This is a genomic window from Rhizobium sp. BE258 (assembly GCF_031457345.1).
Classification (GTDB): Bacteria; Pseudomonadota; Alphaproteobacteria; order Rhizobiales; family Rhizobiaceae; genus Rhizobium.
Map to the genome: position 1 here is coordinate 548,805 of NZ_JAVDWL010000003.1, position 26,767 is coordinate 575,571.

General features: G+C 61.0%; 24 protein-coding genes. 14 read left to right on the forward strand and 10 right to left on the reverse strand.

What is annotated here, in order from left to right; genetic code table 11:
• Positions 1–251: 251 nt before the first annotated feature.
• The 5 genes from J2X43_RS13230 (at position 252) to J2X43_RS13250 (ending at position 5,573) form a co-directional block, all read left to right on the forward strand.
• A complete protein-coding gene (locus J2X43_RS13230) occupies positions 252–1,517 on the forward strand; it encodes an ABC transporter substrate-binding protein (protein ID WP_310294558.1) in 1,266 nt (421 codons plus the stop codon).
• A 183-nt stretch (positions 1,518–1,700) separates the two neighbouring features.
• Positions 1,701–2,645 (forward strand): carbohydrate ABC transporter permease, encoded by a 945-nt coding sequence (locus J2X43_RS13235; RefSeq protein ID WP_112443991.1) that lies wholly within the window; start codon positions 1,701–1,703, stop codon positions 2,643–2,645.
• 10 nt (positions 2,646–2,655) lie between these two features.
• Positions 2,656–3,498 carry a carbohydrate ABC transporter permease gene (locus tag J2X43_RS13240; RefSeq protein ID WP_112386942.1) on the forward strand — a complete coding sequence of 281 codons (843 nt, stop codon included), beginning with the start codon at positions 2,656–2,658 and terminating at the stop codon, positions 3,496–3,498.
• Positions 3,495–4,559: a Gfo/Idh/MocA family oxidoreductase gene (locus J2X43_RS13245; protein WP_310294560.1), complete on the forward strand. Its 1,065-nt coding sequence runs from the start codon at positions 3,495–3,497 to the stop codon at positions 4,557–4,559. The genes J2X43_RS13240 and J2X43_RS13245 overlap by 4 nt, the downstream gene beginning before the upstream one ends.
• Before the next feature lie 12 nt (positions 4,560–4,571).
• Positions 4,572–5,573 (forward strand): ATP-binding cassette domain-containing protein, encoded by a 1,002-nt coding sequence (locus J2X43_RS13250; protein ID WP_310294561.1) that lies wholly within the window; start codon positions 4,572–4,574, stop codon positions 5,571–5,573.
• A 189-nt stretch (positions 5,574–5,762) separates the two neighbouring features.
• On the opposite strand, the gene J2X43_RS13255 is transcribed toward J2X43_RS13250, so the two are convergent.
• The 5 genes from J2X43_RS13255 to J2X43_RS13275 form a co-directional block, all read right to left on the reverse strand.
• Complete coding sequence (locus J2X43_RS13255) at positions 5,763–6,824, reverse strand: ABC transporter ATP-binding protein (protein ID WP_112537778.1); 1,062 nt, start codon at positions 6,822–6,824, stop codon at positions 5,763–5,765.
• Positions 6,825–6,835: 11 nt separating this feature from the next.
• Complete coding sequence (locus tag J2X43_RS13260) at positions 6,836–7,624, reverse strand: ABC transporter permease (protein WP_112537777.1); 789 nt, start codon at positions 7,622–7,624, stop codon at positions 6,836–6,838.
• Entirely contained in the window at positions 7,621–8,514 is an 894-nt protein-coding gene (locus J2X43_RS13265) for an ABC transporter permease subunit (RefSeq protein ID WP_112537776.1), read from the reverse strand. Before J2X43_RS13265 ends, J2X43_RS13260 begins: the two co-directional genes overlap by 4 nt.
• A 75-nt stretch (positions 8,515–8,589) precedes the next feature.
• On the reverse strand, positions 8,590–9,693 hold the full coding sequence (locus tag J2X43_RS13270; RefSeq protein ID WP_310294564.1) for an ABC transporter substrate-binding protein: 1,104 nt from the start codon (positions 9,691–9,693) through the stop codon (positions 8,590–8,592).
• A gap of 190 nt (positions 9,694–9,883) precedes the next feature.
• The gene (locus J2X43_RS13275) at positions 9,884–10,756 is read right to left on the reverse strand and encodes a MurR/RpiR family transcriptional regulator (protein WP_112537774.1); all 873 of its coding nucleotides are present in this window, start codon (positions 10,754–10,756) and stop codon (positions 9,884–9,886) included.
• A gap of 215 nt (positions 10,757–10,971) precedes the next feature.
• Between J2X43_RS13275 and J2X43_RS13280 the strand changes: the two genes are divergently transcribed.
• The 6 genes from J2X43_RS13280 to J2X43_RS13305 all read left to right on the forward strand — a co-directional run bounded on the left by J2X43_RS13280 (position 10,972) and on the right by J2X43_RS13305 (position 18,516).
• On the forward strand, positions 10,972–11,745 hold the full coding sequence (locus J2X43_RS13280) for an N-formylglutamate amidohydrolase (protein ID WP_112515851.1): 774 nt from the start codon (positions 10,972–10,974) through the stop codon (positions 11,743–11,745).
• Positions 11,746–11,861: 116 nt separating this feature from the next.
• Complete coding sequence (locus J2X43_RS13285) at positions 11,862–13,409, forward strand: amino acid permease (RefSeq protein ID WP_310294566.1); 1,548 nt, start codon at positions 11,862–11,864, stop codon at positions 13,407–13,409.
• 151 nt (positions 13,410–13,560) lie between these two features.
• Positions 13,561–14,931 (forward strand): glutamine synthetase family protein, encoded by a 1,371-nt coding sequence (locus tag J2X43_RS13290; protein ID WP_310294568.1) that lies wholly within the window; start codon positions 13,561–13,563, stop codon positions 14,929–14,931.
• Positions 14,932–15,037: 106 nt separating this feature from the next.
• On the forward strand, positions 15,038–16,423 hold the full coding sequence (locus J2X43_RS13295; protein WP_310294569.1) for an aldehyde dehydrogenase family protein: 1,386 nt from the start codon (positions 15,038–15,040) through the stop codon (positions 16,421–16,423).
• Complete coding sequence (locus J2X43_RS13300) at positions 16,420–17,571, forward strand: iron-containing alcohol dehydrogenase (protein ID WP_310294571.1); 1,152 nt, start codon at positions 16,420–16,422, stop codon at positions 17,569–17,571. The genes J2X43_RS13295 and J2X43_RS13300 overlap by 4 nt, the downstream gene beginning before the upstream one ends.
• A gap of 231 nt (positions 17,572–17,802) precedes the next feature.
• A complete protein-coding gene (locus J2X43_RS13305) occupies positions 17,803–18,516 on the forward strand; it encodes a ParA family protein (protein ID WP_112386953.1) in 714 nt (237 codons plus the stop codon).
• 66 nt (positions 18,517–18,582) lie between these two features.
• Here J2X43_RS13305 and J2X43_RS13310 read toward each other — a convergent pair whose 3' ends face one another.
• Entirely contained in the window at positions 18,583–19,947 is a 1,365-nt protein-coding gene (locus tag J2X43_RS13310) for a L,D-transpeptidase (protein ID WP_112387446.1), read from the reverse strand.
• Positions 19,948–20,196: 249 nt separating this feature from the next.
• Here J2X43_RS13310 and J2X43_RS13315 point away from each other — a divergent pair, with 249 nt between their 5' ends.
• The 3 genes from J2X43_RS13315 to J2X43_RS13325 all read left to right on the forward strand — a co-directional run bounded on the left by J2X43_RS13315 (position 20,197) and on the right by J2X43_RS13325 (position 21,848).
• The gene (locus J2X43_RS13315; protein ID WP_310294574.1) at positions 20,197–21,036 is read left to right on the forward strand and encodes a DUF4432 family protein; all 840 of its coding nucleotides are present in this window, start codon (positions 20,197–20,199) and stop codon (positions 21,034–21,036) included.
• Between the two features lie 71 nt (positions 21,037–21,107).
• Entirely contained in the window at positions 21,108–21,446 is a 339-nt protein-coding gene (locus J2X43_RS13320) for a TIGR01244 family sulfur transferase (RefSeq protein ID WP_112386955.1), read from the forward strand.
• 57 nt (positions 21,447–21,503) lie between these two features.
• Entirely contained in the window at positions 21,504–21,848 is a 345-nt protein-coding gene (locus tag J2X43_RS13325) for a RidA family protein (RefSeq protein WP_112386956.1), read from the forward strand.
• 63 nt (positions 21,849–21,911) lie between these two features.
• Here J2X43_RS13325 and J2X43_RS13330 read toward each other — a convergent pair whose 3' ends face one another.
• The 4 genes from J2X43_RS13330 to J2X43_RS13345 are packed head-to-tail and all read right to left on the reverse strand — an operon-like array spanning position 21,912 to position 26,691.
• A complete protein-coding gene (locus tag J2X43_RS13330; protein WP_310294576.1) occupies positions 21,912–23,564 on the reverse strand; it encodes a thiamine pyrophosphate-binding protein in 1,653 nt (550 codons plus the stop codon).
• Entirely contained in the window at positions 23,561–24,775 is a 1,215-nt protein-coding gene (locus J2X43_RS13335; RefSeq protein WP_310294578.1) for a CaiB/BaiF CoA-transferase family protein, read from the reverse strand. Before J2X43_RS13335 ends, J2X43_RS13330 begins: the two co-directional genes overlap by 4 nt.
• 18 nt (positions 24,776–24,793) lie before the next feature.
• Complete coding sequence (locus J2X43_RS13340) at positions 24,794–25,732, reverse strand: DMT family transporter (RefSeq protein ID WP_310294580.1); 939 nt, start codon at positions 25,730–25,732, stop codon at positions 24,794–24,796.
• Between the two features lie 29 nt (positions 25,733–25,761).
• On the reverse strand, positions 25,762–26,691 hold the full coding sequence (locus tag J2X43_RS13345; RefSeq protein ID WP_310294581.1) for an alpha/beta hydrolase: 930 nt from the start codon (positions 26,689–26,691) through the stop codon (positions 25,762–25,764).
• Positions 26,692–26,767: the final 76 nt, after the last annotated feature.

A 26,767-nucleotide genomic window follows, 5' to 3' on the forward strand; every position in this document is an offset into this window, starting at 1 on the left:
GGAACTGCCCGTTCAGGCAATCCGCCGGCCCGTCATCATCAGCTTTTTCCTCATGAAAACACCGCGCCCCGCTTGAGTATGGGAGGGTGCAGTCCGGCCCGGAGGTTTGAAGCCTTCATGCCGGTTCGAGCTTAAGGGACCGCCAGCCCTGGCGATCCTCCAAAGGGGCGTTGGGTGTTTCCTCAGACACTCCGATTGCTTGTTTCAGAACCAAAGACGCGCCTGATGGCGCTTAAAAACAGGAGAGGGAAATGAAAAACACTGCTCTGAAAAGCTTCCTGCTGGCGTCGAGCCTGCTGACGTCGGCCGGTTTTGCCTATGGCGCCGACGTGACGCTGACGGTTGAAAGCTGGCGTAACGACGACCTGCAGATCTGGCAGGAAAAGATCATCCCGGCTTTCGAAGCCAAGAACCCGGGCATCAAGATCGTCTTCTCGCCGACCGCTCCGACTGAATACAACGCTTCGCTGAACGCCAAGCTCGATGCCGGTTCGGCTGGCGACATCATCACCTGCCGTCCGTTCGACGCATCGCTCGAGCTCTTCAACAAGAAGCAGCTGGCCGACCTGACGAGCCTGCCCGGCATGGAGAACTTCACGCCGGTCGCCAAGGCCGCCTGGTCCACCGACGACGGCAAGTCGAGCTTCTGCGTGCCGATGGCCTCCGTCATCCACGGTTTCATTTACAACAAGGATGCCTTCGACAAGCTGGGCATCGCCATTCCGAAGACGGAAGACGAGTTCTTCGCGGCCCTCGACAAGATCAAGGCCGACGGCACCTATATCCCGCTCGCCATGGGCACGAAGGATCTCTGGGAAGCCGCGACCATGGGCTACCAGAACATCGGTCCGAACTACTGGAAGGGTGAAGACGGCCGCGCCGCTCTGATCTCCGGCAAGCAGAAGCTGACGGATGCCGACTGGGTCAAGCCTTACGAAGAGCTTGCCAAGTGGAAGCCTTACCTCGGCGACGGCTTCGAGGCCCAGACCTACTCGGATAGCCAGAACCTCTTCACGCTCGGCCGCGCAGCGATCTATCCTGCCGGTTCGTGGGAAATCGCGCTGTTCAACACCCAGGCACAGTTCAAGATGGGCGCATTCCCGCCGCCGGTTCCGAAGGCTGGCGACCAGGGCTACATCTCCGACCATCCGGATATCGGCGTTGCCCTGAACGCCAAGAGCGCGCATGCCGAAGAAGCCAAGAAGTTCCTGTCTTGGGTTGCTTCCAGCGAATTCGCCGACATCTACGCGAACTCGCTGCCGGGCTTCTTCAGCCTGAACTCCAACCCGGTGAAGATGAGCGATCCGCTGGCTCAGGAATTCGTTTCCTGGCGCGGCCCGTACAAGTCGACCGTCCGCTCGACCTACCAGATCCTGTCGCGCGGCACCCCGAACCTCGAAAACGAGACCTGGGTTGAATCGGCCAACGTCATCAACGGCACCGACACGCCTGCCGTCGCCGGCGAGAAGCTCCAGAAGGGCCTCGACAGCTGGTACAAGCCGGGCGCTGCCAAGTAAGCGGTACAGCCTAAGACGGGCGGCAACTCTGTTGCCGCCCTCATTCCTGTGCTCGTCACAGGAATCTAGCCACGCGAAGTCTTTCGCGTGAATGAGTCTCCCGCGCCGCGGACGCGGCGCTGCTGGATCTCTGTGACAAGCACAGAGATGAGGGAGAGAATGATGCGAACAGCGAGCCAAGCAATGACCGACCAGACATCGGCAGACATCACCCCGATCAAGCGCCCCATACGCTGGCATATAGGCGTCTTTCTCTTTCCGGCATTCGTCGTCTATTCGGCGATCATGATCCTGCCGCTGATCGAAACGCTCAGGCTTTCGTTCTACAATCTCGTTGACGGTCAGCCGGCCTTCGTTGGTCTGGCGAATTACAAGGTGCTGTTCGGAGACGCGCGCTGGGCGCATGACTTCTGGAACGCCCTCGTCAACAACCTGATCTTCTTCGTCATTCATATGTGTGTGCAGAACCCGATCGGCATTGCGCTGGCAGCCCTGCTGTCGACGCCGCGGCTGCGGTTCGTGGCCTTCTACCGCACCGCGATGTTCCTGCCGACGCTGCTGTCTTTCGTCATCGTTGGTTTCATCTGGAAGCTGATCCTGTCGCCGATTTGGGGCGTGGCGCCCTGGCTGATGGGCCTCGTCGGGCTGAAGGGCCTCTTCGCGCCCTGGCTCGGCCAGTCCGGTCCGGCGCTGATTGCCGTGTCGCTGATTTCCAACTGGCAGTATATCGGCATACCGATGATGCTGATCTATGCGGCGCTGCTTTCGATCCCCGAAGAGGTGATCGAGGCTGCCGAATGCGACGGCATCACCGGCTGGGCGCAGTTCTGGAAGATCAAGCTGCCGCTGATCCTGCCTGCCATCGGCATCATCTCGATCCTGACCTTCGTCGGCAATTTCAACGCCTTCGACCTTGTCTACACCGTGCAGGGCGCTCTCGCGGGGCCCGACATGTCGACCGATATTCTCGGCACGCTGCTCTACCGCACCTTCTTCGGTTTCCAGCTGCAGCTCGGCGACCGCTCGATGGGGGCGACGATCGCCACCGTGATGTTCGTTATCATCCTGGCCGGCGTCTCCTTCTATCTTTTTGCCATCCAGCGGCGCATGCGCCGGTACCAGTTCTAAGGAGCGCGACATGTCCAACAAAGCACGCACGTCTCCTCTGCGCACCGGGCTCGTCCATCTGGCACTCCTAGGCTACACGCTGATCGCCATCTTCCCGGTGTTCCTGACGATCATCAACTCGTTCAAGGACCGCAACGCGATCTTCCGTTCGCCGCTGCAGATCCCGACGCCATCGACCTTCAGTCTTGTCGGCTATCAGACGGTGCTGGGGCAGGGCGATTTTGCGCTCTACTTCCAGAACAGCTTTATTGTCACCGTGGTGGCGATCTTCCTGGTGCTGCTATTCGGCGCCATGGCAGCCTTCGCGCTGTCGGAATACCGCTTCAGGGGCAATACGCTCGTCGGCCTCTACATGGCGATCGGCATCATGATCCCGATCCGTCTTGGCACGGTTGCCATCCTGCAGGGGATGGTCGCTGCCGGTCTCGTCAACACGCTGACGGCGCTTGTTCTCGTCTATACGGCGCAAGGCATTCCGCTCGCGATCTTCATTCTCTCTGAGTTCATGCGCACAGTCTCCGACGATCTAAAGAATGCCGGGCGTATCGACGGTCTCTCGGAATATGCGATCTTCTTCCGCCTGGTGCTACCGCTGGTGCGCCCGGCCATGGCAACGGTCGCCGTCTTCACCATGATCCCGATCTGGAACGACCTCTGGTTCCCGCTGATCCTGGCCCCGGCGGAGGCCACCAAGACCGTGACGCTCGGTTCGCAGATCTTCATCGGCCAGTTCGTCACCAACTGGAACGCGGTCCTTGCGGCGCTGTCGCTGGCGATCTTGCCGATCCTCGTTCTCTACGTCATCTTCTCGCGGCAGCTGATCCGCGGCATTACTTCCGGAGCAGTGAAATGACCAGTTCACAGAAGCCCGTCCGCGTCCTCGTTGCCGGTCTCGGCAATATGGGCCGCAGCCATGCGCTCGCCTATCACAACAACCCCGGCTACGAGATCGTCGGCCTCGTCAACCGCTCGGCACCGAAGCTCGATCCGGCTCTGTCGGGCTACAAGATCCATCCGGATCTCTATGCGGCCCTTGCCGAGCTGAAGCCTGATCTCTGCGCTGTCTGCACCTATTCCGACAGCCATGCCGACTACGCCGTTGCGGCATTCGAGGCGGGATGCGATGTTTTCGTCGAAAAGCCGCTGGCGACCACGGTTGCCGATGCCGAGCGCGTCGTGGCGGCTGCGAAGAAGGCTGGGCGCAAGCTCGTCATCGGCTACATCCTTCGCCATCACCCGTCCTGGATCAAGCTGATCGAGGAAGCGCGCAAGCTCGGCGGCCCCTATGTGTTCCGCATGAACCTCAATCAGCAATCCAGCGGCCCGACCTGGGAAACCCACAAGTCGCTGATGAAGACGACATCGCCGATCGTCGATTGCGGCGTGCATTATGTCGACGTCATGTGCCAGATCACCGACGCCAAGCCGGTTGAAGTGCGCGGCATGGGCCTGCGCCTCTCCAACGAGATCGCGCCTGACATGTATAATTACGGTCAGCTGCAGGTGCTGTTCGAAGACGGTTCGGTCGGCTGGTACGAAGCCGGCTGGGGGCCGATGATTTCCGAGACGGCCTTCTTCGTGAAGGACGTGATGTCGCCGAACGGTGCGGTCTCGATCGTCATGGATCCGAACGCCAAGTCCGACGATATCGACACGCATACGAAGACATCGGTCATCCGCCTGCACAACGCCGAAACCGGGCCCGATGGCAAGTTCATCACGCCGGATCAAGACATGACGATGGCGGGTGAGCCCGGCCATCAGGAACTCTGCGATTTCGAGCAGGCCTTCATGCTGAAGGCCATCCGCGAGGATATCGACCTCAACAGGCATATGGGCGATGCAGTGGCTTCGCTGCGCATCTGCCTTGCCGCCGACGAGAGCGTACGCACCGGCCAGCCGGTCAAACTGTAAGGAATTTGACCCTTGGGATCGCTTCAACTGAAATCCATCCGCAAGACCTACGGCACGCACGAAGTGCTGAAGGGCATCGACCTCGAGGTCAAGGACGGCGAATTCGTCATCTTCGTCGGCCCGTCCGGTTGCGGGAAATCGACCCTGCTTCGCAGCATTGCCGGCCTTGAGGACGTGACCTCCGGTACGGTTCTGATCAACGGCCGGGACGAAACGCTGACGCCGCCTGCCAAGCGCGGTATCGCCATGGTCTTCCAGTCCTACGCGCTCTATCCGCATCTGACCGTCAAGGACAATATGGGCCTCGGCCTGAAGCAGGCGGGCAAGCCGAAGGACGAGATCGAGAAGCGGGTGACGGATGCCTCCGGCATGCTGTCGCTGGCGCCCTATCTCGCCCGCCGCCCGGCGGAACTCTCCGGCGGCCAGCGCCAGCGCGTTGCCATCGGCCGTGCGATCGTGCGCGAACCTGAACTCTTCCTGTTCGACGAGCCGCTGTCGAACCTCGATGCTGCCTTGCGTGTCCAGACGCGTCTGGAGATCGCCAAGCTGCACCGCCAGCTGAAGGCGACGATCATCTACGTCACCCACGACCAGGTCGAGGCGATGACGCTGGCCGACAAAATCGTCGTCCTGAATGCCGGCGCGATCGAGCAGGTCGGTTCGCCGATGGAGCTCTATAACCGCCCGGCCAATGTCTTCGTCGCCGGCTTCATCGGCTCGCCGATGATGAACTTCATTGCCGCGGACAAGCTCGGTGACGCGCAAGCCAAGACCATCGGCGTGCGTCCCGAGCATTTGACGCTGTCGCGCGACAGCGGCACCTGGAAGGCGAAGATCGTCCATGTCGAGCATCTCGGCGCGGATACGATTGTCTATCTGGAATCTGACCAGTGCGGGCTGCTGACGGCGCGGCTTTTCGGCGAGCATCAGTACGAGCCGGACGAAATCGTGTATGCGACGCCGGACCGAGGGCACATGCACCGGTTTGATGGGAACGATCAGGCGATCCGGTAGGGTGTGAAGGGGTGAGGGCGTTTGCCGCCCTTCTCCGGGACGAAGCATTTGAGAATAGAAGGCGGTGTTGCTTCGCAATGCCGCCCTTTTTGCGCCAGCCGATGGAATCCCGCCGTGCATCGCGGAAATTGCACAAAGAAAAAAGGCGCCGCTGAGAGCGGCGCCTGGCAGGAGGGTATGCTTGTCCGGTCAGTCGCGGATGACGAGAAGATCCGCTGCCATGAAGCGCAGCGTCACTGTTTCGCCTGATTGAGGCGGGGTGACGCCCGGGCTGTTGAACATGTCGAAGGAGATGACGTTTCCGCCGACATTCATGCGGGTGCGGATGACCGAGCCCAGGAAGTGGGCGGACACGACCTGGCCGGTGAGGGCGGTATCGCTCTTGACGCCTTCCGCAAGCGAGCCTGCTTCCGGACGCAGTGCCAGCGAAACCGTATCGCCTGCCTTGGAGTCAGCGACCGATTGCTTCAGCGTGATGCCCTGGTCGCCGATCTGGATGCGGTTGGCCGCCGGATCGACGACCTTTGCTTCGATCAGGTTCAGCGTACCGACGAAGGAGGCGACGAAGCGGGTTGCCGGCGTGTTGTAAATTTCGAACGGGGTGCCGATCTGGTCGGCCCGGCCGGCGTTCATGACGACGATACGGTCGGAGATCGACAGCGCTTCTTCCTGATCGTGGGTCACGAAGACGGTGGTGATGCCCAGCTTCTGCTGGATGGCCCGGATTTCTTCGCGCAGCGACACGCGGATCTTGGCGTCGAGCGCCGAGAGCGGTTCGTCGAGAAGCAGGACCTGTGGCTTGACGGCAAGCGCGCGGGCGAGCGCGACGCGCTGCTGCTGGCCGCCTGACATCTGATAGGGGTAGCGGTCGGCCAGATGATCGAGGCGGATGAGCCCGAGCATCTCTTTCACGCGGGCATCAATCTCGGCCTTTGGCGCACCGGCGACCTTCAGGCCGAAAGCGACGTTGTCGTGCACGCTCATGTTCGGAAACAATGCATAGGCCTGGAAGACCATGCCGATATTGCGCTGGTTCGGCTTCAACGGGCTCTGGTCCTTGCCGTTGATATGGAGCGTGCCGCCGGTCGGCGTCTCGAAACCGGCGATCATGCGCAGGACCGTCGTCTTGCCGCAGCCCGATGGGCCGAGGAAGGAGATGAACTCGCCCTTTTCGATATTCATGTTGAAGTTATGAACGACCTGAACCTGGCCGAAGGACTTCTGAAGATTGGTCAGTGTTAGAAATGACATGGACAGATACCTTAAGCCTTCGCGGGGGCGGCTTTGCCGAAGCGGGAGATGAGATTGAGGAGGCCCATGGAGAGCCACGTGATCGAGAAGGCGATGACCGCGAGTGCCGAAGGCTCATAGGCCTTGTTGGCGCCGACGAGCTGCAGGTACGGGCCGAAGGCCGGGCGATTCAGCAGGGCGGCCATGGTGAACTCGCCCATGACGATCGCGAGCGTGATGAAGGCACCCGAAAGCACGCCGCTCATGACGTTCGGGAAGATGCAGCGGAACATGATCGTCGTCCACTTGGCACCAAGGCTTTCGGCAGCCTCCGTCAGCGTGCGGACGTCGATGGCGCGCATCGCGGTATCGACGGCACGGTACATGTAGGGGAGCGACAGTGTGATGTAGGAGCAGACGAGCAGGATGTTGGTACCCGTTGTGTAACCCGTCAGCGGCAGGATCGAAGACGAATTGTACATTCTGAGATAGCCGAAGACGATGACGATCGCTGGGATGACCAGCGGCAGCAGCGTGACGAATTCGACGACCGGGCGCATCTGCGGCAGGCGCAGGCGAACCCAGTAAGCGGTCGGCACGACGAGCAGCATGCCGAACACGATCGTCAGCAACGCCATCAGCATCGAATAGCCAAACGTGGCGCGGAACTGCTCGTCGGAAAATACCGACGCATAGGCATCCAGGCTGTAAGTGCCGCGGCGCATGCGCAGCGAGAACTCGATTGTGCCAATAAGAGGAATGACGAAATAGCTTGCGCCGATGATGACGGCGATCCAGGCGCCGAGACGTTGAGCCTTCATTTCTGCCACCGTTCAGCGCGCATGCGCAGCATGAGATAGAGGATATTGGATACGCCTGTTATGACGATCATGCCGAGGGCGATCGCATAGCCGAGGTTCGCATTGTGAAGCACGTCGCCGCGGATCTGTGCATAGAGCAGGATAGGAACGATGTTCAGCGACGAGCCGGTCAGCGCGTAGGCGGTCGCGATGGCGCCGAAGGCGTTTGCGAAGAGCAGCAGCGTGGTTCCGAGCAGGCTTGGCCACAGGATTGGGAAGGCAACCATCGTCCAGTACTGGCGGTTGGTGGCGCCGAGGATCTCGGAGGCTTCGCGCCATTCTTTCTTCATGCCGTCGAGCGCCGGCGTCAGGATCAGCACCATCAACGGGATCTGGAAGTACATGTAGGTGATGGTCAGGCCGAGGAACGACAGCAGGTTGAAGCCGGTGCCGTAGAGATTGAAGCCGAACCAGTCGCGCATGAACATGGTGACAAGGCCGGTGCGACCGAGCGTTGCCAGAAATGCGAAGGCGAGCGGAACGCCGGCGAAGTTGGATGCGACGCCGGAAAACGTCATGAGGGTCGAGCGGACCGAGGCTGGCAGACCGCCGAGCACCACGGCCCAGGCAAGGAAGAAGCCGATCAACGCGCCGCCCAGAGCAGAAGCAACGGAAACGCGGATACTGATCCAGTAGGCACTCATAATCGAGGGGGTGAACAGGTCACCGATATTCTTGAAAGTGAAGCTGCCGTCAGGCGTGAGAAACGCACCGGCGACAAGGTAGACGGTCGGGATAATCAGGAACAACAGAGAGAAGATGACGAATGGCGCAATGCCGAGCCAGTCGATCACCCGTTCCTTGTTGATCATCGAGGACGTGCCTGCGATGGGGGCAGATATTGTACTCATAGCAGGCTTCCAGTCGTATCCGAGGGGCAAAAGGCCTCCCCGCGTGAGCGGGAAGGCCGGTTCCGGTCCTGTCGATTACTTGACGGCGGCGCCGACGACGGAATCCCAGTTCTTGGTGATGGCTTCCTTGCCAGCAGCCTGTTCTTCAAGCGTCGGGAAAACAGCCTTTTCGTAGGCTGCTGCCGGAGGCAGCTTGTCGAGCAGGTCCTTCGGGATCTTGTTGTTTTTGGCAAGATCGTTGAAGCGGATCGGGTGGCAATAACCCTTCAGCCAGCCGAGCTGACCTTCGTCCGAATAGAGGTATTCCATCCAGAGCTTGGCAGCGTTCGGGTGCGGTGCGAATGCTGAGATCGCCTGAACGTAAACGCCAGCGACAACGCCCGACTTCGGAACAACGACTTCGTATGGCGGGTTGCCCTTGAGGCTCTCGCCCCACGACAGAGCATTATAGTCCCATGCGACGATGATCGGCGTGGAGCCCTGTGCGAACGGAGCCGCCTTGCCGGTTACCGGCACAAAGTTTCCAGCCTTGTTGAGCTCGGCGAAGAACTTCAGACCTTCGTCGCCAGCCTTGGCAGCGTCGCCGCCAGAAGCGGAGAGACCTGCAGCGTAAACGCCCTGAACAGCCTGGTTTGCGGTACGCGGATCGCCTGCGAGCGCAACCGAGTTAGCGTAGTCGCTCTTGAGCAGATCAGACCAGTCTGCGGGGGACTGCTTCACGAGATCCTTGTTCACGAGGAACGAGAGAACGCCGTAGTAGTCGCCGTACCAGTAGCCGTCGGCATCCTTGGCGGTATCCGGAATGGAATCCCAGGTGGAGACCTTGTAGGGCTGGATCAGGCCATCGGCCTTGGCAGACGGGCCGAAGGAGAGACCGACGTCGATGACGTCAGGAGCCTGCGGGCCGGTGTTGCCCTTGTTGGCCTTGATGGCTTCGATTTCGTCGCCCGAACCAGCGTCCGGGTTCAGTTCGTTGACTTCGAGGCCGTACTTGGCCTTGAAGCCTGCGATGACGTCGCCGTAACCGCACCAGTCGTGTGGCAGCGCGATGGTCGTCAGCGTGCCTTCCTTCTTGGCGGCAGCGATGAGTTCGGCGCTCGGCTCTGCAGCGGCAATCGCAGTCGAAGCTACGACGATCGCGGTAGAAAGCGAAAGCAGTCGAGAAATGTTAGAGATCACTGTTGTTCTCCTTCGGTTTTCAGTGGTCTGGCGAAGCTGTTACTGACGTTGCATGAAGCTTGTATGACAGCCGCGTGACGATAATTTTTCTTATGATTGCAGGTGCTTGCGGCCGCTGTCTTGTTTGCGACGCGCTATTCTATTTTATCTACGCCCTCATTGATTTCGTTTAGTCTTGCCCCTTTCCCTCTCAACTCAGCCTGCGGAAGAGCCGCGTCTGCTCGAACAGGCCCTCCAGCGTTTTCATGCGCTCCTTCGTTTCGTCCCATGTCGAGCTCTGGACGGCTTCGATCAGGGCCTCGACGATGAAAAGAGTGACGACGGAAGAGTCCCAGGCCGATGGTGCCTCGATCTGGACGCGGAACGCGTGCCTTGCGAGCTTGGCGGCGGGCGAACCCCATTGGTCGGTGAAGACGATGATTTCAGCGCCGCGCTTGCGGGCGGCCTGCGCCAGGCTCACCATCTCCTGCTCGTAGCGGCGGATATCGAAGATGATCAGCAGGTCGCCGGCATTCATGTTGAGCACGTATTGCGGCCAGCTCGACGAATTCGAGGAGAGCAGGGCGGTGTTTGGCCGAATGACCTGCATGTGAGTGAAAAAGTACTCGGCCAGCGCGCCGGTGATGCGGCCGCCGACGAAATAGAGGCCGCGCTTGCGGTCAGACAGCAGCGACGCGACGTTCTCGAAGGTTGCCGTGTCGAGATCAGTCAGCGTTTGGCGCAGGTTGCCGATGATGGCATCGGCGAAGCGGTTGAGAATATGTGTGCCCGGGGCATTCGAGGCCCAGCGGTCGTGCTTGGCGATCGGGTTGGAGATCGTCGCTTCGACCTCCTGATGCAGATGCGCCTGAAAATCCGGATAGCCTTTGAAGCCGAGCTTCTGCACCATGCGCACCACCGTCGGCGTCGAGACGCCGGCATTTTCCGCAATGGTGGTGATGCTGCCCAGCCCGGAGACTGGGTAGTTGTCCAGCAGACTTTCAGCCAACTGCTTCTCGGCGCGCGTCAGCGCGTCGAAATGCGAGTGGATGACGTCCGAGACCGTCTTCGACGCGGCGTTCACTCGATCATGCTCCCCGGGAATGGCTTGTTTTGATCCCGACGCTTTTCCTTTGCGTCAGGTGCCACTTTCCCACTCAAAGTTAACAACGCTGTCACAATCCATGTCAACTACTGTCATGAAAAGAAATTTTCAGGATGCGCTTGACAGTGTGGAGAACCTGAAGAATTCTTTTCTTATTAATTTTTTATAAAGCCATCTGGCGAGGCGCTGCCCCCGTGCTCACTGAACTGAAGGTGCTAAGCGAAGCAGAAGGAAGTTGCGTCAGCATCGAGCGGCGCGACGGCAAGAGCGCGCTGCTGATCATCTGCGAGCATGCGTCGCGAACGCTGCCTGAACGCTATGGCGATCTTGGCCTTTCGAAGGATGCGCGGGAGAGCCACATCGCCTGGGATCCGGGCGCTTTGGCGGTTGCCCGCGGTATCTCCGCTGCACTTGACGCCACGCTCGTCTCGCAGCGTTTTTCGCGCCTGATCTACGATTGCAACCGCCCGCCGGAAGCGCCGGGCGCGATGCCGGAGAAGAGCGAGATCTATCCTATTCCGGGCAACCAGAATCTCGGCGCTGACGAGCGCAAGGCTCGCACCGAAGCGCTGTACATTCCTTTTCACGATGCCGTGCGCGGGCTGATCGCGGAGCGAAAGGCGAGGGGACAGGAGACTGTCGTCGTCACAATCCACAGCTTTACGCCGGTGTTCAACGGCAAGCCGCGTGCAGTCGAGCTCGGTATCCTGCACGATGCCGACAGCCGCCTCGCGGACAAGATGCTGACGGCTGCGGCCGATGCGCCGCTCTACAAGACAGAACGCAACGAGCCCTACGGCCCTCAAGACGGCGTGACGCATACGCTGATCCTGCACGGGGTTTCCAATGGGTTCCGCAATGTAATGATCGAGGTCCGAAACGACCTCATCAAGGACGATGCCGGCCAAGGGGTCATGGCCGACTATCTCTCAGGGCTTCTCCAGCAATGTCTGGAAGGCTCACACTAAAAAGAAAAAGGCCCCAGGGAGCAGCTTTGCTGCGGACCGCCCGATGGCAAATGCCACGGGCAATTTGGCACAAGATCGACCGCAATCCCGCGGCCGATCGGGAACAGGGGGAAGTCATGTCTGACTATACCGATCTGGATAAGAAGCAGGACATGAGTGTCCTGCATTCCATGGGCTATGCCCAGGAACTTGAACGGCGCATGAGCTCGTTCTCGAACTTCGCAGTCTCCTTTTCGATCATTTGCATTCTCTCCGGCGGCATCAACTCGCTGGCTCAGGCGACGGCAGGTGCTGGCGGTGCAGCAATCGGCATCGGCTGGCCGATCGGTTGCTTCGTCTCGCTCGTCTTCGCCGTGGCGATGGCGCAGATCAGCTCTGCCTATCCGACGGCCGGCGGCCTCTATCACTGGGGTTCTATTCTCGGCAACCGCTTCACCGGCTGGCTGACCGCCTGGTTCAACCTGCTCGGTCTGGTCACCGTTCTCGGCGCCATCAATGTCGGTACCTATTACTTCTTCATGGGTTCCTTCGGCACCAGCTATTTCGGCCTGACGGATACGACTGTCGTGCGTATCGTCTTCCTGGTCGTCATCACCGGCGCACAGGCACTCGTGAACCACATGGGTATCGGCCTTACCGCCAAGCTCACGGACTTCTCGGGCTACCTGATCTTCGCGACGGCCATCGTGCTTTCGGCCGTGTGCCTCTTTGCAGCTCCGTCCTACGAAATCGGCCGCCTGTTCACCTTCGCCAACTATTCCGGCGAAGCTGGCGGCAATGTCTGGCCGGCGACATCGGGCACCTGGGTGTTCCTGCTCGGCCTGCTGCTGCCGATCTACACGATCACCGGCTATGACGCTTCGGCGCATACGTCCGAAGAAACCGTCAAGGCGGCACATTCCGTGCCGCGCGGCATGGTTTCCTCGGTGCTGTGGTCGGCGCTGTTCGGTTACATCATGCTGTGCTCGTTCGTCCTCATGCTGCCGAACATGGACGATGCCGCCAAGCAGGGCTGGAACGTGTTCTTCTGGGCGATGGACGCGCAGGTCAATCCTGTCGTCAAGGACATCCTGTACTTCGCAATTCTCGTCAGCCAGTGGCTGTGCGGCCTTGCGACCGTCACCTCGGTGTCGCGCATGATTTTCGCCTTCTCGCGTGACGGCGGTCTTCCGGCTTCCAAGGCGCTTGCCAAGGTCAGCCCGAAATACCGCACGCCGGTTGCTGCGATCTGGACGGGTTCGATCCTCTCCGTCCTCTTCGTCTGGGGCTCTTCGCTCGTCTCGATCGGCGATACGCCGGTCTATACGATCGTCGTCTCGTGCACGGTCATCTTCCTGTTCTTCTCCTTCGCGATCCCGATCACGCTCGGCCTCTTCGCCTGGGGTACGTCGAAGTGGGACAAGATGGGCCCGTGGAACATCGGTGAGGGCGCCTTCAAGCTGTTCGCCGTGCTGACGGTCCTGGCGATGATCCTGATCTTCGTTCTCGGTGTTCAGCCGCCGAACGGTCCGGCTCTCTACGTTACGGTCGGCTTCCTTGTCCTGGCCGGCATCGTCTGGTTCGGCTTCGAGCAGCGCCGCTTCAAGGGTCCGCCGATCGGCGACGAAGTGGCACGCCGTCAGGCGGAAATCGCTGCTGCCGAAAAGGCCGTGGGCGAACACTAAGGCCAGAGGCTTCCCTCTCGAATGGCGGGGCCGCGGCGCACGCGGCCCCATCCCCGGTTCAATGAAAAAGCATCAGGCGGGTTTCGTCCCGCCGCTGCATGCCCTTTCGTTGTTCCGAAATCGCAAAATCAAAAATTCAGGCGGGTAAATCATGACCACCAGCTACACTCTCGACGATCTCAAGAAGGACGTGGCCGAGGGCCGCATCGATACCGTTCTGGCATGCCAGATCGACATGCAGGGCCGCTTGATGGGCAAGCGCTTCCAGGCCGAATATTTCCTCGATAGCGCCTGGAAGGAAACGCATAGCTGCAACTATCTCGTCGCCACCGACATGGAGATGGAAACCGTCTCCGGCTACAAGGCGACGAGCTGGGAGAAGGGTTACGGCGACTACACGATGAAGCCGGACCTTTCGACGCTGCGGCGCATTCCGTGGCTCGAAGGCACGGCCCTGGTGCTCTGCGATCTGCTCGATCATCATACGCATGAGGAAGTTGCACATTCGCCGCGCGCCATCCTGAAGAAGCAGGTGAAGCGTCTGGAAGCGATGGGCATGAAGCCGTTCATGGCATCCGAGCTCGAATTCTTCCTTTTCGACCAGACCTACGAGTCGGCTCACGCCTCGGGCTATCGCAACCTGAAGCTCGCCAGCGCCTATAACGAGGACTACCACATCTTCCAGACCACCAAGGAAGAAGAGGTGATGCGGGCGATCCGCACCGGTCTGCAGGGCGCCGAAATCCCCGTCGAAAACTCGAAGGGCGAGGCTTCCGCCGGACAGGAAGAGATCAACGTTCGCTATGCCGAAGCTTTGACGATGGCCGACCGCCATACGATCATCAAAAACGGCTGCAAGGAAATCGCCTGGTCGAAGGGCAAGGCCATCACCTTCCTTGCCAAGTGGCATTACAACGCTGCGGGCAGCTCGTCGCATATCCACCAGTCGCTCTGGAGCCTCGATGGCAAGAAGGCGCTGTTCTTCGACGAGAAGGGCAGATACGGCATGTCGCCGCTGATGGAAAACTATGTCGCCGGTCTTCTCGCGCATGCGAGCGAGATCACCTATTTCCTGGCGCCCTACATCAATTCTTACAAGCGCTTCATGGCCGGCACCTTCGCGCCGACCAAGGCGATCTGGAGCAAGGACAACCGCACCGCCGGCTACCGCCTCTGCGGCGATGGCAGCAAGGCGATCCGCATCGAATGCCGTGTCGGCGGCTCCGACCTCAATCCCTATCTCGCGTTTGCGGCGCTGATTGCCGCAGGTATCGACGGCATCGAGAACAAGCTTGAACTCGAAGCGCCCTTCGTGGGAGATGCCTATGGCGCCCGCAAGGTTCGCGAGATTCCGCGGACGCTCCGGTCCGCGACGGTTGCCATGGCCAAGTCGAAGATGCTGCGTAGTGCCTTCGGCGATGATGTCATCGACCACTACACGCGCGCTGCCGAATGGGAGCAGGAAGAATACGATCGTCGCATCACCGATTGGGAAGTGGCGCGCGGTTTCGAGAGAGCATAAGAGGCGTATCGAAGGCGGATGCAATAAGCGCCTCATGATCTCCATATATCCGGAGATGGTGGTGGCTGCGTCCGACATAGGTCGCGAAAAACATAGGATGAAGATCATGGCAATGATCCAATGCATATCGCCGGTCGACGGATCGGTTTACGCGGAGCGTCCGGCGCTTTCGCTGGAAGCGGCCAAGGATGCCGTGGCCCGTGCGCGCAAGGCGCAGAAGAGCTGGGCAAAGCGGCCGCTCGAAGACCGCGTGCAACTGGTGTTGAAGGGTGTCGCACGTCTGAACGAGATGTCCGACGTCGTTGTGCCCGAGATCGCCTGGCAGATGGGCCGGCCGATCCGCTATGGCGGCGAGTACAAGGGCTTCAACGAGCGCTCCAATTACGTGGCCTCGATCGCTGCCGATGCGCTGGCGCCGCTCGTGGTCGAAGAGAGCGACAAGTTCGAGCGCCGTATCGAGCGCGAAGCTCATGGCGTCGTCTTCGTCGTGGCTCCCTGGAACTATCCCTATATGACGGCGATCAACACGATCGCTCCGGCGTTGATGGCGGGCAATACCGTCGTGCTGAAGCATGCATCGCAGACGCTGCTGGTCGGCGAGCGGCTGGTTCAGGCCTTCGTCGAGGCCGGTGTCCCTGAAGATGTCTTCCAGAATGTCTTCCTCGATCACCATACGACCTCGGCGCTGATCGCGGCCGGTAGCTTCAACTTCGTCAACTTCACCGGTTCGGTCGAAGGCGGCCGTTCGATGGAGCGGGCGGCGGCTGGTACCTTCACCGGTCTCGGCCTCGAGCTCGGCGGCAAGGATCCGGGCTATGTCATGGAAGATGCCGATCTCGACGCTGCCGTCGATACGCTGATGGATGGCGCGACCTACAATTCCGGCCAGTGCTGCTGCGGTATCGAGCGCATCTACGTGCACGAGTCGCTCTACGACAGCTTCGTCGAGAAGTCGGTCGCCTGGGTCTCGAACTACAAGCTCGGCAATCCGCTCGATCCTGAAACCTCGCTCGGCCCGATGGCGCACAAGCGCTTCGCCAAGGTGGTCCGCGATCAGATCGCCGATGCCGTTTCCAAGGGCGCCAAGGCACTGGTCGATCCGAAGCTCTTCCCGCAGGATGATGGCGGCGCCTATCTCGCGCCGCAGGTTCTCGTCAATGTCGACCACTCGATGGCCTTCATGCGCGAAGAGACCTTCGGTCCGGCTGTCGGCATCATGAAGGTCAAGAGCGACGAGGAAGCGCTGGCGCTGATGAATGACAGCCAGTACGGCCTGACGGCCTCGCTCTGGACCAAGGATGCCGAGCGGGCAGGGCGGCTTGGCCGCGAAATCGAAACCGGCACGGTGTTCATGAACCGCGCCGACTATCTCGATCCGGCACTGTGCTGGACCGGCGTCAAGGAGACCGGCCGCGGCGGCTCGCTGTCGATCATCGGCTTCCAGAACCTGACGCGTCCGAAATCCTATCACCTGAAGAAAGCAACAGCATGAGCAGCAATATCACAGCCAACTGGAGCTATCCGACCGCGGTCAAGCTCGGCCGCGGCCGTATCAAGGAGCTCGCCGACGCCTGCAAGAGCCTCGGCATGAAGAAGCCGCTCCTGATCACCGATCGTGGCCTGGCCTCGATGGCGATCACCAAGAACGCGCTCGACATTCTCGAAGATGCCGGTCTCGGCCGCGCCATCTTTGCCGATGTCGATCCGAACCCGAACGAGAAGAACCTCGAAGCCGGTGTGAAGGCCTTCAAGGATGGCGGTCATGACGGCGTCGTCGCTTTCGGCGGCGGCTCCGGTCTCGATCTCGGCAAGTGCGTCGCCTTCATGGCAGGCCAGAGCCGTCCGGTCTGGGACTTCGAGGATATCGGCGACTGGTGGACGCGCGCCAGCATCGAAGGCATCGCACCGATCGTTGCCGTGCCGACGACGGCGGGGACCGGCTCGGAAGTCGGCCGCGCCAGCGTCATCACCAATTCGGCGACGCATGTGAAGAAGATCATCTTCCATCCGAAGTTCCTGCCCGGCGTCGTCATTTCCGATCCGGAACTGACCGTCGGCATGCCGAAGATCATCACGGCCGGCACCGGCATGGATGCTTTCGCGCATTGCCTGGAAGCCTATTCCTCGCCCTTCTACCATCCGATGTCGGCTGGTATCGCGCTTGAAGGCATGCGTCTGGTCAAGGAATTCCTGCCGCGCGCCTATAAGGAGGGCACGGATCTGGAAGCCCGCGCCAACATGATGGCAGCCGCCGCCATGGGCGCCGTCGCGTTCCAGAAGGGCCTTGGCGCCATCCACGCGCTGTCGCACCCGATCGGCGCCGTCTACAACACCCATCACGGCATGACCAATGCCGTCGTGATGCCGGCCGTGCTGCGTTTCAATCGCGCTGTGATCGAAGAGAAGATCGCCCGTGCGGCGGCTTATCTCGGCATCGCCGGAGGTTTCGACGGCTTCTATGATTACGTGCTGAAGCTGCGCTCCGAACTCGGCGTACCCGAAAGCCTCTCGGCGATGGGAATCGCACCTGACAGGATCGACGAATTGTCGGCGATGGCGATCGAAGACCCGAGCGCCGGTGGCAATCCTGTCACGATGACGCTCGAAAACACCAAGGCTTTGTTCAAGGATTGCTTCTGAGTTAACCAAGGCGGACCAACCAGCTGGCCCGGAAAGCACAGGCTTTCCGGGCTTTTTTTGTCTGCAAACGTCCCAAATTCTTGGGATGTAAGAAATCCGGGCTGCAATTTCGGGTCGTCCGTTTAGATTTTGTTAACCACGATTGGAAAGGATGCATTAACCGCACGATGAATCGAAAAGTGCGTATGAGAGCGATAACCGGCTCGCCACTTTTCCCTTCGAGGACCTGATATGCCAGTCATTACTTTTGCAAATACCAAGGGCGGCGCCGGCAAGACCACGGCTGTGCTGCTGCTGGCGACCGAGCTTGCGCGCAAGGGCTACCGCGTCACCATTCTGGACGCCGATCCGCAGCACTGGATTTCCCGCTGGCATGAGATTTCCGGCAACGTGAAGAACGTCTCTGTCATCGATTTCGTCACCTCGGCATCGCTGCCGCTGCATATCAGCGAGAACAAGGCCAATACCGACTATTTCATCATCGATCTGCCGGGCGCGCGCAATCCGCTGCTTGCCACTGCCGTCGGTCTTTCCGACCACGTGCTGATCCCGATCCAGGGCTGTGCCATGGATGCCCGCGGCGGCGCGCAGGTTCTGGAACTGCTCCAGTATCTGGATGAGAAGGCAGGCATCAAGATCGGCCATTCCGTCGTGCTGACCCGCGTCAACTCGATGGTGACGACGCGCGCGCTGCAGCTGGTCAAGGCTCTGCTGAACGAGCGTCACGTTCCTGTTCTCGACACGGCGATCATCGAACGCTCAGCCTTCCGCGACATCTTCGATTGCGGCGGCACGCTCGCCACCATGGATGCGACCCGGGTCTCGAACCTCGAAAAGGCCCGCGAAAATGCTCTCTGTTTCGCCGAGGAAATGATGCGCAAGCTGCCGGTCAAGCTTCCGGTCGCAGCACGTCTCTCCGGCCTGCTGATGCGTGACGCGGCCTGATTTCACAAGCCGAAAACAAAAAAGCCGCCGGGAGACCGGCGGCTTTTTTGTTTCAATGCATGGCGATCAATCGACGAATTCGACCGTGACGCCGGGCTTGACCATCTTGGCCAGTTCAGTCGCGTCCCAGTTGGTCAGGCGGATACAGCCATGGCTCTGTGTGCGGCCGATCTTCGAGGGCTCGGGGGTACCGTGAATGCCGTAGGTCGGTTTGGAAAGCGCGATCCAGACTGTGCCGACAGGGCCGTTCGGGCCTGGCGGAATGTTGAGGACCTTGTCGTTGGCGCCCTGCTGGAAGTTGATCTTCGGATTGTAGGTGTAGCCGGGGTTCAGCGCGACGCGATCGACCTGCACCGTGCCTGACGGTGAGGGCGTGTCGTTGGAACCGATGGAGGCCGGGTAAGCGGCGATCAGGTTGCCCGCATCGTCATAGGCGAAGACCTGCTTCTTGGCCTTGTCCGCCAGGATCTTGGCGACCGTACCGGTCTTCGGGTCGCCCGGATTGACAACCTTGATGATGGTGCCGGGGACGGTGAAGTCGGCGCCGGGGTTCATTTCCTTCAGGAAGGCTTCGTCCATGTGGAAACGCTCGGCCAGCATCTCGGTCGTCGAAGTATAGGCTAGCGACGGCAGAAGCGCCTTGTGTGCGTAGTCTTCCGGAATCTCGGCGACATAGGGGCCAGCCGCGTCTGCAGGGGTGATGGTATAGCTGATAACAGGCAGGCCGCCCGACAGGCGCAGCTGTTCAAGGATCGCGTCGGTATTGTTCGGATCGAGATTTTCGCCGGTCATCTGGTTGTAGGCATAGATCGCCTTGGTGACGTTCGAGCCCATGTGTCCGTCGATGACACCTGGCGAGATGCCGGAGCGGTCGAGGAACACCTGCAGTGCGACGATCTCCGGCTTCGACTTGCCCTTCAGGGTGATCGCGGGCTCTTCGGGTGCCCTTGGCTGCTGTGCCTGAGGTGCCTGCTGATCGGGATCGATCGCGGCATAGTCGCCGTTATCAGGATAGGGCTGATCGAGCGGCTGACGCTCGATGCTTCCGTCACGCGGGATCGCGCCGGTGACCGCGCCGCGCTCCATGTAGCGGGTGCTGCCATAGCGGGTCTGATCGCCGCTCTCCGCATTATAGGGATCGTTGTTATAGGGATCGCGCGATGGAGCTGCGGGATAATAGCCCTTGGAGCGCATTTCGGTGGCGACGACATTGCCGTAGCTGTCGACGAGAACGCGATTGCCGTTGCGGTCGCGCGAATAATAAACGTCGGCGCCCGGCGGAATATAGTCAACGATCTGGCCATCCGGCGTGACCATGACGACGTCGCGCTGGCGGCGGCCATATTGCTGCGCGTCCGCGACCGGCGCGACGGATGTGACGGCCAGAACGACAGCGGCGAGCGAAAGGCCGTATTTCAGAATGCGATTCACGTCTTGCACCTCAAGCAGGGACTGGGCCGACACACACCCGCGAATTTTGACGCTAGTGTGGAATTTATGAATTCGTACTGAACAAATTATGAAAATATCCGTGATCACTTGCGTGAAGCTAAACGTTTGGTTTGCCACGGTGGTTCCTCAGCGGATCGCCGGTCGCGGGCAATCACGCGCGACGTGATTGACGAAACCTTGCGCTGCCCCTAACGCTACGGCAGTTTTGAGACAGGGGGAGGGATTGAAATGATCGAGTTTGCAGCCGCCAAGGGGCCGCGCCTGATGCTGGACGAAACGTCGGTGATGGATATCGGCGCCTGCGTCGTTGATGGCGTCGATATTTCGCCGAAGCGCGCCATTCCGGATGACGGCGACCCGCGTATAGACCATTCGCTCGAAGGCTTCCTGTTTACCTGCGGCCCCGACCATATCCGTCACCGCGAGCCGATCCCGGGCCGTACCGACGGCGCGATCTATCCGCTGCATGGCTCGGTTTCCGGCCACAAGGCGAAGGTGCTGTGGACCAAGTTCGAAAACGGCAATGCCGAATGCCGCGCCGATATCGACCTCGTCACTGTCGAGGGACTGCCGCAGCGCATCGAGCGCCTTTGGAAGATCAGTGGCCAAACAGGCGAGGTCTCGCTCGAGGACAAGGTCATCAATACCAGCGATCAGACCGTCCCGACCTTCCTGATGTACCACATGAATGTCGGCGGCAAATGGTTCGACGAGGGCACCCGGCTCGAAGGCAAGATGCTGGAAGACGGCGGTTTCCCCTGGACCTTCGGCGACGAACTCGGCGGGTTGTTCTGCGTCGAGGCACCGGCGACCGAAGGTGGCTTTGCCGAAGTACGCCTCGGGCCGATGAAGGCCGTGCATGGCAAGACCCTGAGGGTGCGCATGCGCTCCGATACGCTGCCGCACCTGCAGGTCTGGCGCAACCAGAATGCACCGGCGCATATTCTCGGCATCGAGCCGGTCTCGCATCGCTGGGTGCTGCGCAGCGAGCTGGAGGCGGCGGGCGAATTCAACATGCTGAAGCCCGGCGAAAGCCGCAGCTATGCGCTGACCTTCGCCTTTGTATGAGCTAACAATTGTTGACGCTCGCGGTCGCGCATCGTAGAGCTTCTGCCGTTCATTTTCAGGAGGTACGCGTGATGGACATCCGCCAGATCGACGACGACTATTCGGTATCCGGCCAGATTGCGGTCGAGGATCTCGACCAGATCAAGGCTCTGGGTTTCAAGTCGATCGTCTGCCATCGCCCGGACCAGGAAAGCCCCGACCAGACGCCGTTTTCCGTGATCGCGGCGCGCGCCAAGGAGCTTGGCCTGGAGATCGCGCATGTGCCTGTCGGCACCATGGGCGTCACCGAAGAGGCCGTGACCGGCATGGTCGACGCGCTTGACGAATTCCCGCGCCCGATGCTCGGCTACTGCCGCTCCGGCGCCCGTTCCACCGCGATCTATCAGAAGACCCATCATATTCGCGGCTGACCCTGCGGCGCGGTTTTGTCCGCGCCCTTCATTCCATAAGAAACTCAGGAGAAAACCATGAGCATCAAGCGCATCGGCCCCGGTCCCCGCATGAGCGGCGCCGTCGTCCACGGCAACACCGTTTACCTCGCCGGCCAGGTTGCCGAAGGCGAGAGCGTTACAGATCAGTGCAAGGCTGCTCTTGCCGAAGTCGACCGCCTGCTGGCGGCTGCCGGCTCCAGCAAGTCGAAGATCCTGCAGACGCTGATCTACCTCTCCGACATTGCGGACTTCGCCGAAATGAACGCTGCCTGGGAAGCCTGGGTCGATCCGGCCAACACACCGGCCCGCGCCACCAGCGAAGCCAAGCTTGCTGCACCGAAATACAAGGTCGAGTTCATCGTCACGGCTGCGATCGACTGATTTTCCGGAATTACCGAAACGGGAAGCCGGTGGGTTCGCTCACCGGCTTTTTGTTTGGAGCCCTCAGCTCTTCGTCCTGATCTGCGTCAGCGTGCGTGCCGGGGTAATGGCCTCAGGATCGAGCTTGATCTCGATGATCGCCGGCTTGCGGCTGGCACGGGCGCGCTCGAAGGCGGGCACGAATTCCGCCGTCGTTTCGACGGTTTCGCCGTGGCCGCCATAGGCGCGGGCAAGGGCGGCGAAGTCAGGGTTGGTGAGATCGGTGCCGCTGACGCGTCCCGGATATTCCCGCTCCTGATGCATGCGGATCGTGCCGTAGATGCCGTTGTTGATGACAAGCACGATTATCGGCAGGTTGTAGCGGACGGCGGTGGCGAATTCCTGGCCGTGCATCATGAAGCAGCCGTCTCCGGCAAAGCAGATCACTTCGCGCTCCGGAAAGAGCTGTTTGGCGGCAACGGCGGCGGGCAGGCCGTAGCCCATTGAGCCTGAGGTCGGGGCCGCCTGAGTGTTGAACTGCCGGAAGCGGTGGAAACGGTGCAGCCAGGTGGCGTAGTTTCCGGCGCCATTGGTGAAGATCGCATCGGCGCGGGTATTGCCTTCGATCCAGTCCATGATCGGCCCCATCTGCACCGGGCCGGGGCCGGTTTGCGGCGGCTTCGACCATGTGAGATAGGCCTGGTGCATGCGCTCGGTACGCTCTGCCCAGCGCGGTTCGCCCGGCGCTTCGAGATCGGCCAGTGCATCGACGAAATCCTGCGGCGACGCGCAGATGGCGAGATCCGGGCGATAGATGCGGCCGAGCTCGGATGCATCGGGATAGATATGGACGAGCTGCTGCTGGGGATAGGGGATATCGATCAGCGTATAGCCCGACGACGGCATTTCCGACATGCGGCTGCCGAGCAGGATCAGCAGATCGCTTTCCTTGATCTCTTGCGCCAGAGCAGGATTGATGCCGATGCCGACATCGCCGGCGTAGCTCGGATGCAGATGATCGAACAGCATCTGGCGGCGGAAGGAGCAGCCGACCGGCAGCTGGAAGCGCTCGGCGAAGGCGCGGACATCGGCGACCGCATCGGCATCCCAGCGGGTGCCGCCGAGGATTACCAGAGGACGCTCGGCCTTCAGCAGGCGCATGTAGAAATCATCGACCTGACGGCGGCCGGGATAGGCGGCCACGCGGACATAGGGCTTGGCGCGGGGTGCCTCGACCTCGTCACGCAACATGTCTTCCGGCAGTGACAGGACGACGGGGCCGGGGCGTCCGGATGTGGCGATGGAAAAGGCGCGGGTGACGAATTCCGGGATGCGTGCGGCATCGTCGATCTCGCCGACCCATTTGGCATATTCCGTCAGCGCCCTGCGGAACTCGACCTCCTGGAAGGCTTCGCGCTCGCGGGCATCGCGCTGGACCTGGCCAATGAACAGGATCATCGGGATCGAATCCTGGCGGGCGATGTGGAGGCCGGCCGAGGCATTGGTGGCGCCGGGGCCGCGGGTGACCATGCAGATGCCGGGCTCGCCGGTCAGGCGGCCCCAGCAATCGGCCATCATCGCAGCACCACCTTCCTGGCGGCAGACGACGACTTCGATATCGCTGTCGTGAAGGGCATCGAGGACCGCGAGGAAGCTTTCGCCGGGAACGCAGGAAAGGCGGGTGACGCCATTTGCCTTTAACGCTTCGACGATCAATTCTCCGCCGGTTTTTCTCATGATGCCTGTTCCCTCCCTTGTGCCTTAAGTTCCAGCGCTTCGAGTTCGGCGAGCACCTCCTCCTGGTGCTCGCCGAGGCGCGGGCTCGGTCTTTCGTAGCGTAGCGGTGTTTCCGAGAGAACCACAGGGGTTCGAACCGTCGGGATCATCGTTCCTGCGCCATCGGCAAGATCGAGCCGCAGGCCGCGGGCAATGACCTGCGGATCGGCGAACATCTCCTCGATCGTATTGATGGCGCCGGCCGGCACGGCATTGTCCTCGCAGGCCTTCAGGAGATCGGCCTTCTGCCAGTTCAATGTCTTGCCGGAAACCAGGCGGCGAACCTCGTCGCGGTTGGCGACGCGCGCCTTGTTGGTGGCGAAACGCTCGTCCTCGCCGATACCATCGAGGCCGAGGATGGTGCAGAGGCGGCGGAACTGTCCGTCATTGCCGACGGCGAGAATGAGATAGCCATCGGCGGCCGGAATGACTTCGTAGGGCGAGATGTTCGGATGCGCGTTGCCGAGCCGCACCGGCGCTTTGCCGGAGACCAGATAGTTCATGTTCTGGTTGGCAAGAATGGCGGACTGCACGTCGAGCAGCGCCATATCGACCAGCTGGCCTTCGCCTGACTTCAGCGCGTGGATCAGTGCCGCCTCGATGGCCGAGACTGCATAGATGCCGGTGAAGATATCGGCGATGGCAACGCCGGCCTTCATCGGCTGGCCATCAGGTTCACCGGTGACGGACATGAAGCCCGACATGCCCTGGACGATGTAATCGTAGCCGGCGAGATTGGCATAGGGGCCGGTCTGGCCGAAGCCGGTGATCGAGCAATAGACGAGTTTGGGATTGATCTGGCGCAGGCTCTCGTAATCGAGACCGTATTTGACGAGGCCGCCGAGCTTGAAGTTCTCGATCAGCACATCGGCTGTTGCAGCCAGGCGGCGGACCAGCGCCTGGCCTTCCTCTGTCTTGAGGTCGGCGGTGATCGAGCGCTTGTTGCGGTTGGTGGAATGGTAATAGGCGGCGGAAAGATTTTCGCCGTCGGCGCCCTCGACGAAGGGCGGCCCCCATTGCCTCGTATCGTCGCCGCCATCGGGGTTTTCGACCTTGATGACGTCGGCTCCGAGATCGGCCAGCATCTGCCCGGCCCAGGGACCGGCAAGCACGCGGGCCAGTTCGATGACCCTGATGCCCGCAAGCGGCGGCTTTTTGCTGCTGACCGTCATGTTCCTCCCGCGGGCGGATTACGGCGCCCGTGTTGCCTCAGATGTATCGGATACCGGCTTGGATGCAAAGCGCCGCTCGCGCCAGATGATGTAGAGGCCCGAAGCGATGATGATCAGGATGCCGAGCCATTTGATCGCATCCGGGAAGTCGCCGAAGACCAGCCAGGCGAAGATCGTCGCCGAGACGATTTCGAAATATTGCAGCGGCGCCAGCGTCGATGCCGGAGCGGCGCGATAGGCGTAGACGCCGAGAATGCCGGCGATCGCTGCCATGACGCCGACGCCTGCGAGGTAGCCGAAGGCGATAGTGGAGGGCATGACCGGATCGAAGACGTCGGAGCCGCTGCCTTCGCCGATATAGAGGATGATGGCGCAGAACAGCAGGCCCCAAAGCCCCATCTGGAACTGCATGACCCAAGGGTCTTCGCGCTGCGCCAGGGCCCGGTTCATCATCGCCGAAATGGCGATGCAGACGGCGCTGACGACGGGAAGCAGCGCCACGAAGCCGACTTCCTGGAAGCTCGGCTGGATGATCAGGATGGCGCCGAAGAAGCCGACGCCGCAGGCTGTGTAGCGCCGCCAGCCGATGGCTTCGCCGAGGAAAATGCTGCTGAGGATCGTCAGGATGATCGGCTCGACAAAGAAGATGGCGATGGCATCGGCTACCGACATGTATTTCAGCGTGGCGACGAAGGAGATCATCGAGATGGTCATGATGATCCCGCGGATCGCGTGATAGAAGGTCTGCTTCCACGACAGGTCGGCGAGGTTCTTGCGCCAGATGACGACAGGCAGCATGCAGAGCGCCTGGACGGCGAAACGCGCGGCGGTAATCTCGGCCGAGGGGACGGTGGCGATCGCCAGCTTGGCGAAGATGTCGATCAGCGGTGAAAACAGCACCGACAGAAGCATGAGCGCCAGGCCCATGGTAACTTCGGAGGAGGTGTTCGTCTTCATTGCCGCGCCTGCCATGTGGAATGTTCCCGTCAGGACCGCATGACCGCGCCTTCGCACCAATCGGCGAAGGCGGAGATCGCATCTGCTGCGCCGGTCTCGTTCAAGGTCTCGTGCCTGAAGTCCTGATATATTTCAGTGGTGATACGGGAGAAGCCCTGCCGTTTCAAATGGTTTGAGAGCCATAGAACGGCTTTTCCGCGCTCCGTTGCCGGATCCTGCCCGCCGCCGACAAGATGGATCGGACGATCTTTCGGAAGACGGTCGAGTTGCTCCTTTTCCGTTGCCCGGAAGGTAAGCTCGAAGACATCGAGCCACATCGATACCGAGGCATCGAAGCCGCAGAGCGGGTCGGCGATATATTTCGTGACCTCGGCCGGATCGCGCGACAGCCAGTCGAATTCCGTCGTGTGGTCGGGAATGGACTTGCCCCAGGCGGCGAAGGTCAATCGCGGCAGCATGCCGCTTGGTACATCCGAGCCCTTCAGCGCCTTTTCGGCGCGCAGGATCACTTGCGCGGCGCGGCCGGAGAGGCCAACGGCGAAATTCGAATTCCAGACGGCAACCGCATCGAATTTCTCCGGATAGGTCAGCGCGGCGTTGAACGCGATCAGCCCGCCCATCGAATGGCCGAAGAGGATAACGGGGAGCCCCGGGTGCAGGCTCGCTGCATGATCGCGCATGGCGGCGACGTCATCGATGACGCGGGATACACCGTCGCGCCTCGCGAACTGCCCGATCGGCGCATCCGGCGCCTTGGTCTCGCCGTGGCCGCGATGATCGTGCACAAAGACATGATAGCCACGCGCCGCCATAGCCTCCGCAAAGCGCTGATAGCGTTTCGAATGCTCGGCTAGGCCGTGGCAGACGACGAGGATACCGCGTGGCGCGCCTGCGGCCGTCTCGCTGTGAAAGGCGAGCGAGGCGCCTGCCACGTTAAGCCATTGTGTTTGCGAAAACATCCGATCCTCCCGGCGCGCAGAAGATCAGATCGGCCGTCAAATGCAAGCGGGCCTGCGGCGATCTGCAGGGGAAAAT

Excerpts from the sequence above, each read along its gene's own strand:
- J2X43_RS13305 (WP_112386953.1), top strand. The coding sequence starts at position 17,803 with ATGCCAGTCATTACTTTTGCAAATACCAAGGGCGGCGCCGGCAAGACC.
- J2X43_RS13340 (WP_310294580.1), bottom strand. The coding sequence starts at position 25,732 with ATGAAGACGAACACCTCCTCCGAAGTTACCATGGGCCTGGCGCTCATG.
- J2X43_RS13235 (WP_112443991.1), top strand. The coding sequence starts at position 1,701 with ATGACCGACCAGACATCGGCAGACATCACCCCGATCAAGCGCCCCATA.
- J2X43_RS13335 (WP_310294578.1), bottom strand. The coding sequence starts at position 24,775 with ATGACGGTCAGCAGCAAAAAGCCGCCGCTTGCGGGCATCAGGGTCATC.
- J2X43_RS13255 (WP_112537778.1), bottom strand. The coding sequence starts at position 6,824 with ATGTCATTTCTAACACTGACCAATCTTCAGAAGTCCTTCGGCCAGGTT.
- J2X43_RS13325 (WP_112386956.1), top strand. The coding sequence starts at position 21,504 with ATGAGCATCAAGCGCATCGGCCCCGGTCCCCGCATGAGCGGCGCCGTC.
- J2X43_RS13300 (WP_310294571.1), top strand. The coding sequence starts at position 16,420 with ATGAGCAGCAATATCACAGCCAACTGGAGCTATCCGACCGCGGTCAAG.
- J2X43_RS13320 (WP_112386955.1), top strand. The coding sequence starts at position 21,108 with ATGGACATCCGCCAGATCGACGACGACTATTCGGTATCCGGCCAGATT.
- J2X43_RS13295 (WP_310294569.1), top strand. The coding sequence starts at position 15,038 with ATGGCAATGATCCAATGCATATCGCCGGTCGACGGATCGGTTTACGCG.
- J2X43_RS13265 (WP_112537776.1), bottom strand. The coding sequence starts at position 8,514 with ATGAGTACAATATCTGCCCCCATCGCAGGCACGTCCTCGATGATCAAC.
- J2X43_RS13315 (WP_310294574.1), top strand. The coding sequence starts at position 20,197 with ATGATCGAGTTTGCAGCCGCCAAGGGGCCGCGCCTGATGCTGGACGAA.
- J2X43_RS13345 (WP_310294581.1), bottom strand. The coding sequence starts at position 26,691 with ATGTTTTCGCAAACACAATGGCTTAACGTGGCAGGCGCCTCGCTCGCC.
- J2X43_RS13230 (WP_310294558.1), top strand. The coding sequence starts at position 252 with ATGAAAAACACTGCTCTGAAAAGCTTCCTGCTGGCGTCGAGCCTGCTG.
- J2X43_RS13285 (WP_310294566.1), top strand. The coding sequence starts at position 11,862 with ATGTCTGACTATACCGATCTGGATAAGAAGCAGGACATGAGTGTCCTG.
- J2X43_RS13260 (WP_112537777.1), bottom strand. The coding sequence starts at position 7,624 with ATGAAGGCTCAACGTCTCGGCGCCTGGATCGCCGTCATCATCGGCGCA.
- J2X43_RS13290 (WP_310294568.1), top strand. The coding sequence starts at position 13,561 with ATGACCACCAGCTACACTCTCGACGATCTCAAGAAGGACGTGGCCGAG.
- J2X43_RS13330 (WP_310294576.1), bottom strand. The coding sequence starts at position 23,564 with ATGAGAAAAACCGGCGGAGAATTGATCGTCGAAGCGTTAAAGGCAAAT.
- J2X43_RS13245 (WP_310294560.1), top strand. The coding sequence starts at position 3,495 with ATGACCAGTTCACAGAAGCCCGTCCGCGTCCTCGTTGCCGGTCTCGGC.
- J2X43_RS13240 (WP_112386942.1), top strand. The coding sequence starts at position 2,656 with ATGTCCAACAAAGCACGCACGTCTCCTCTGCGCACCGGGCTCGTCCAT.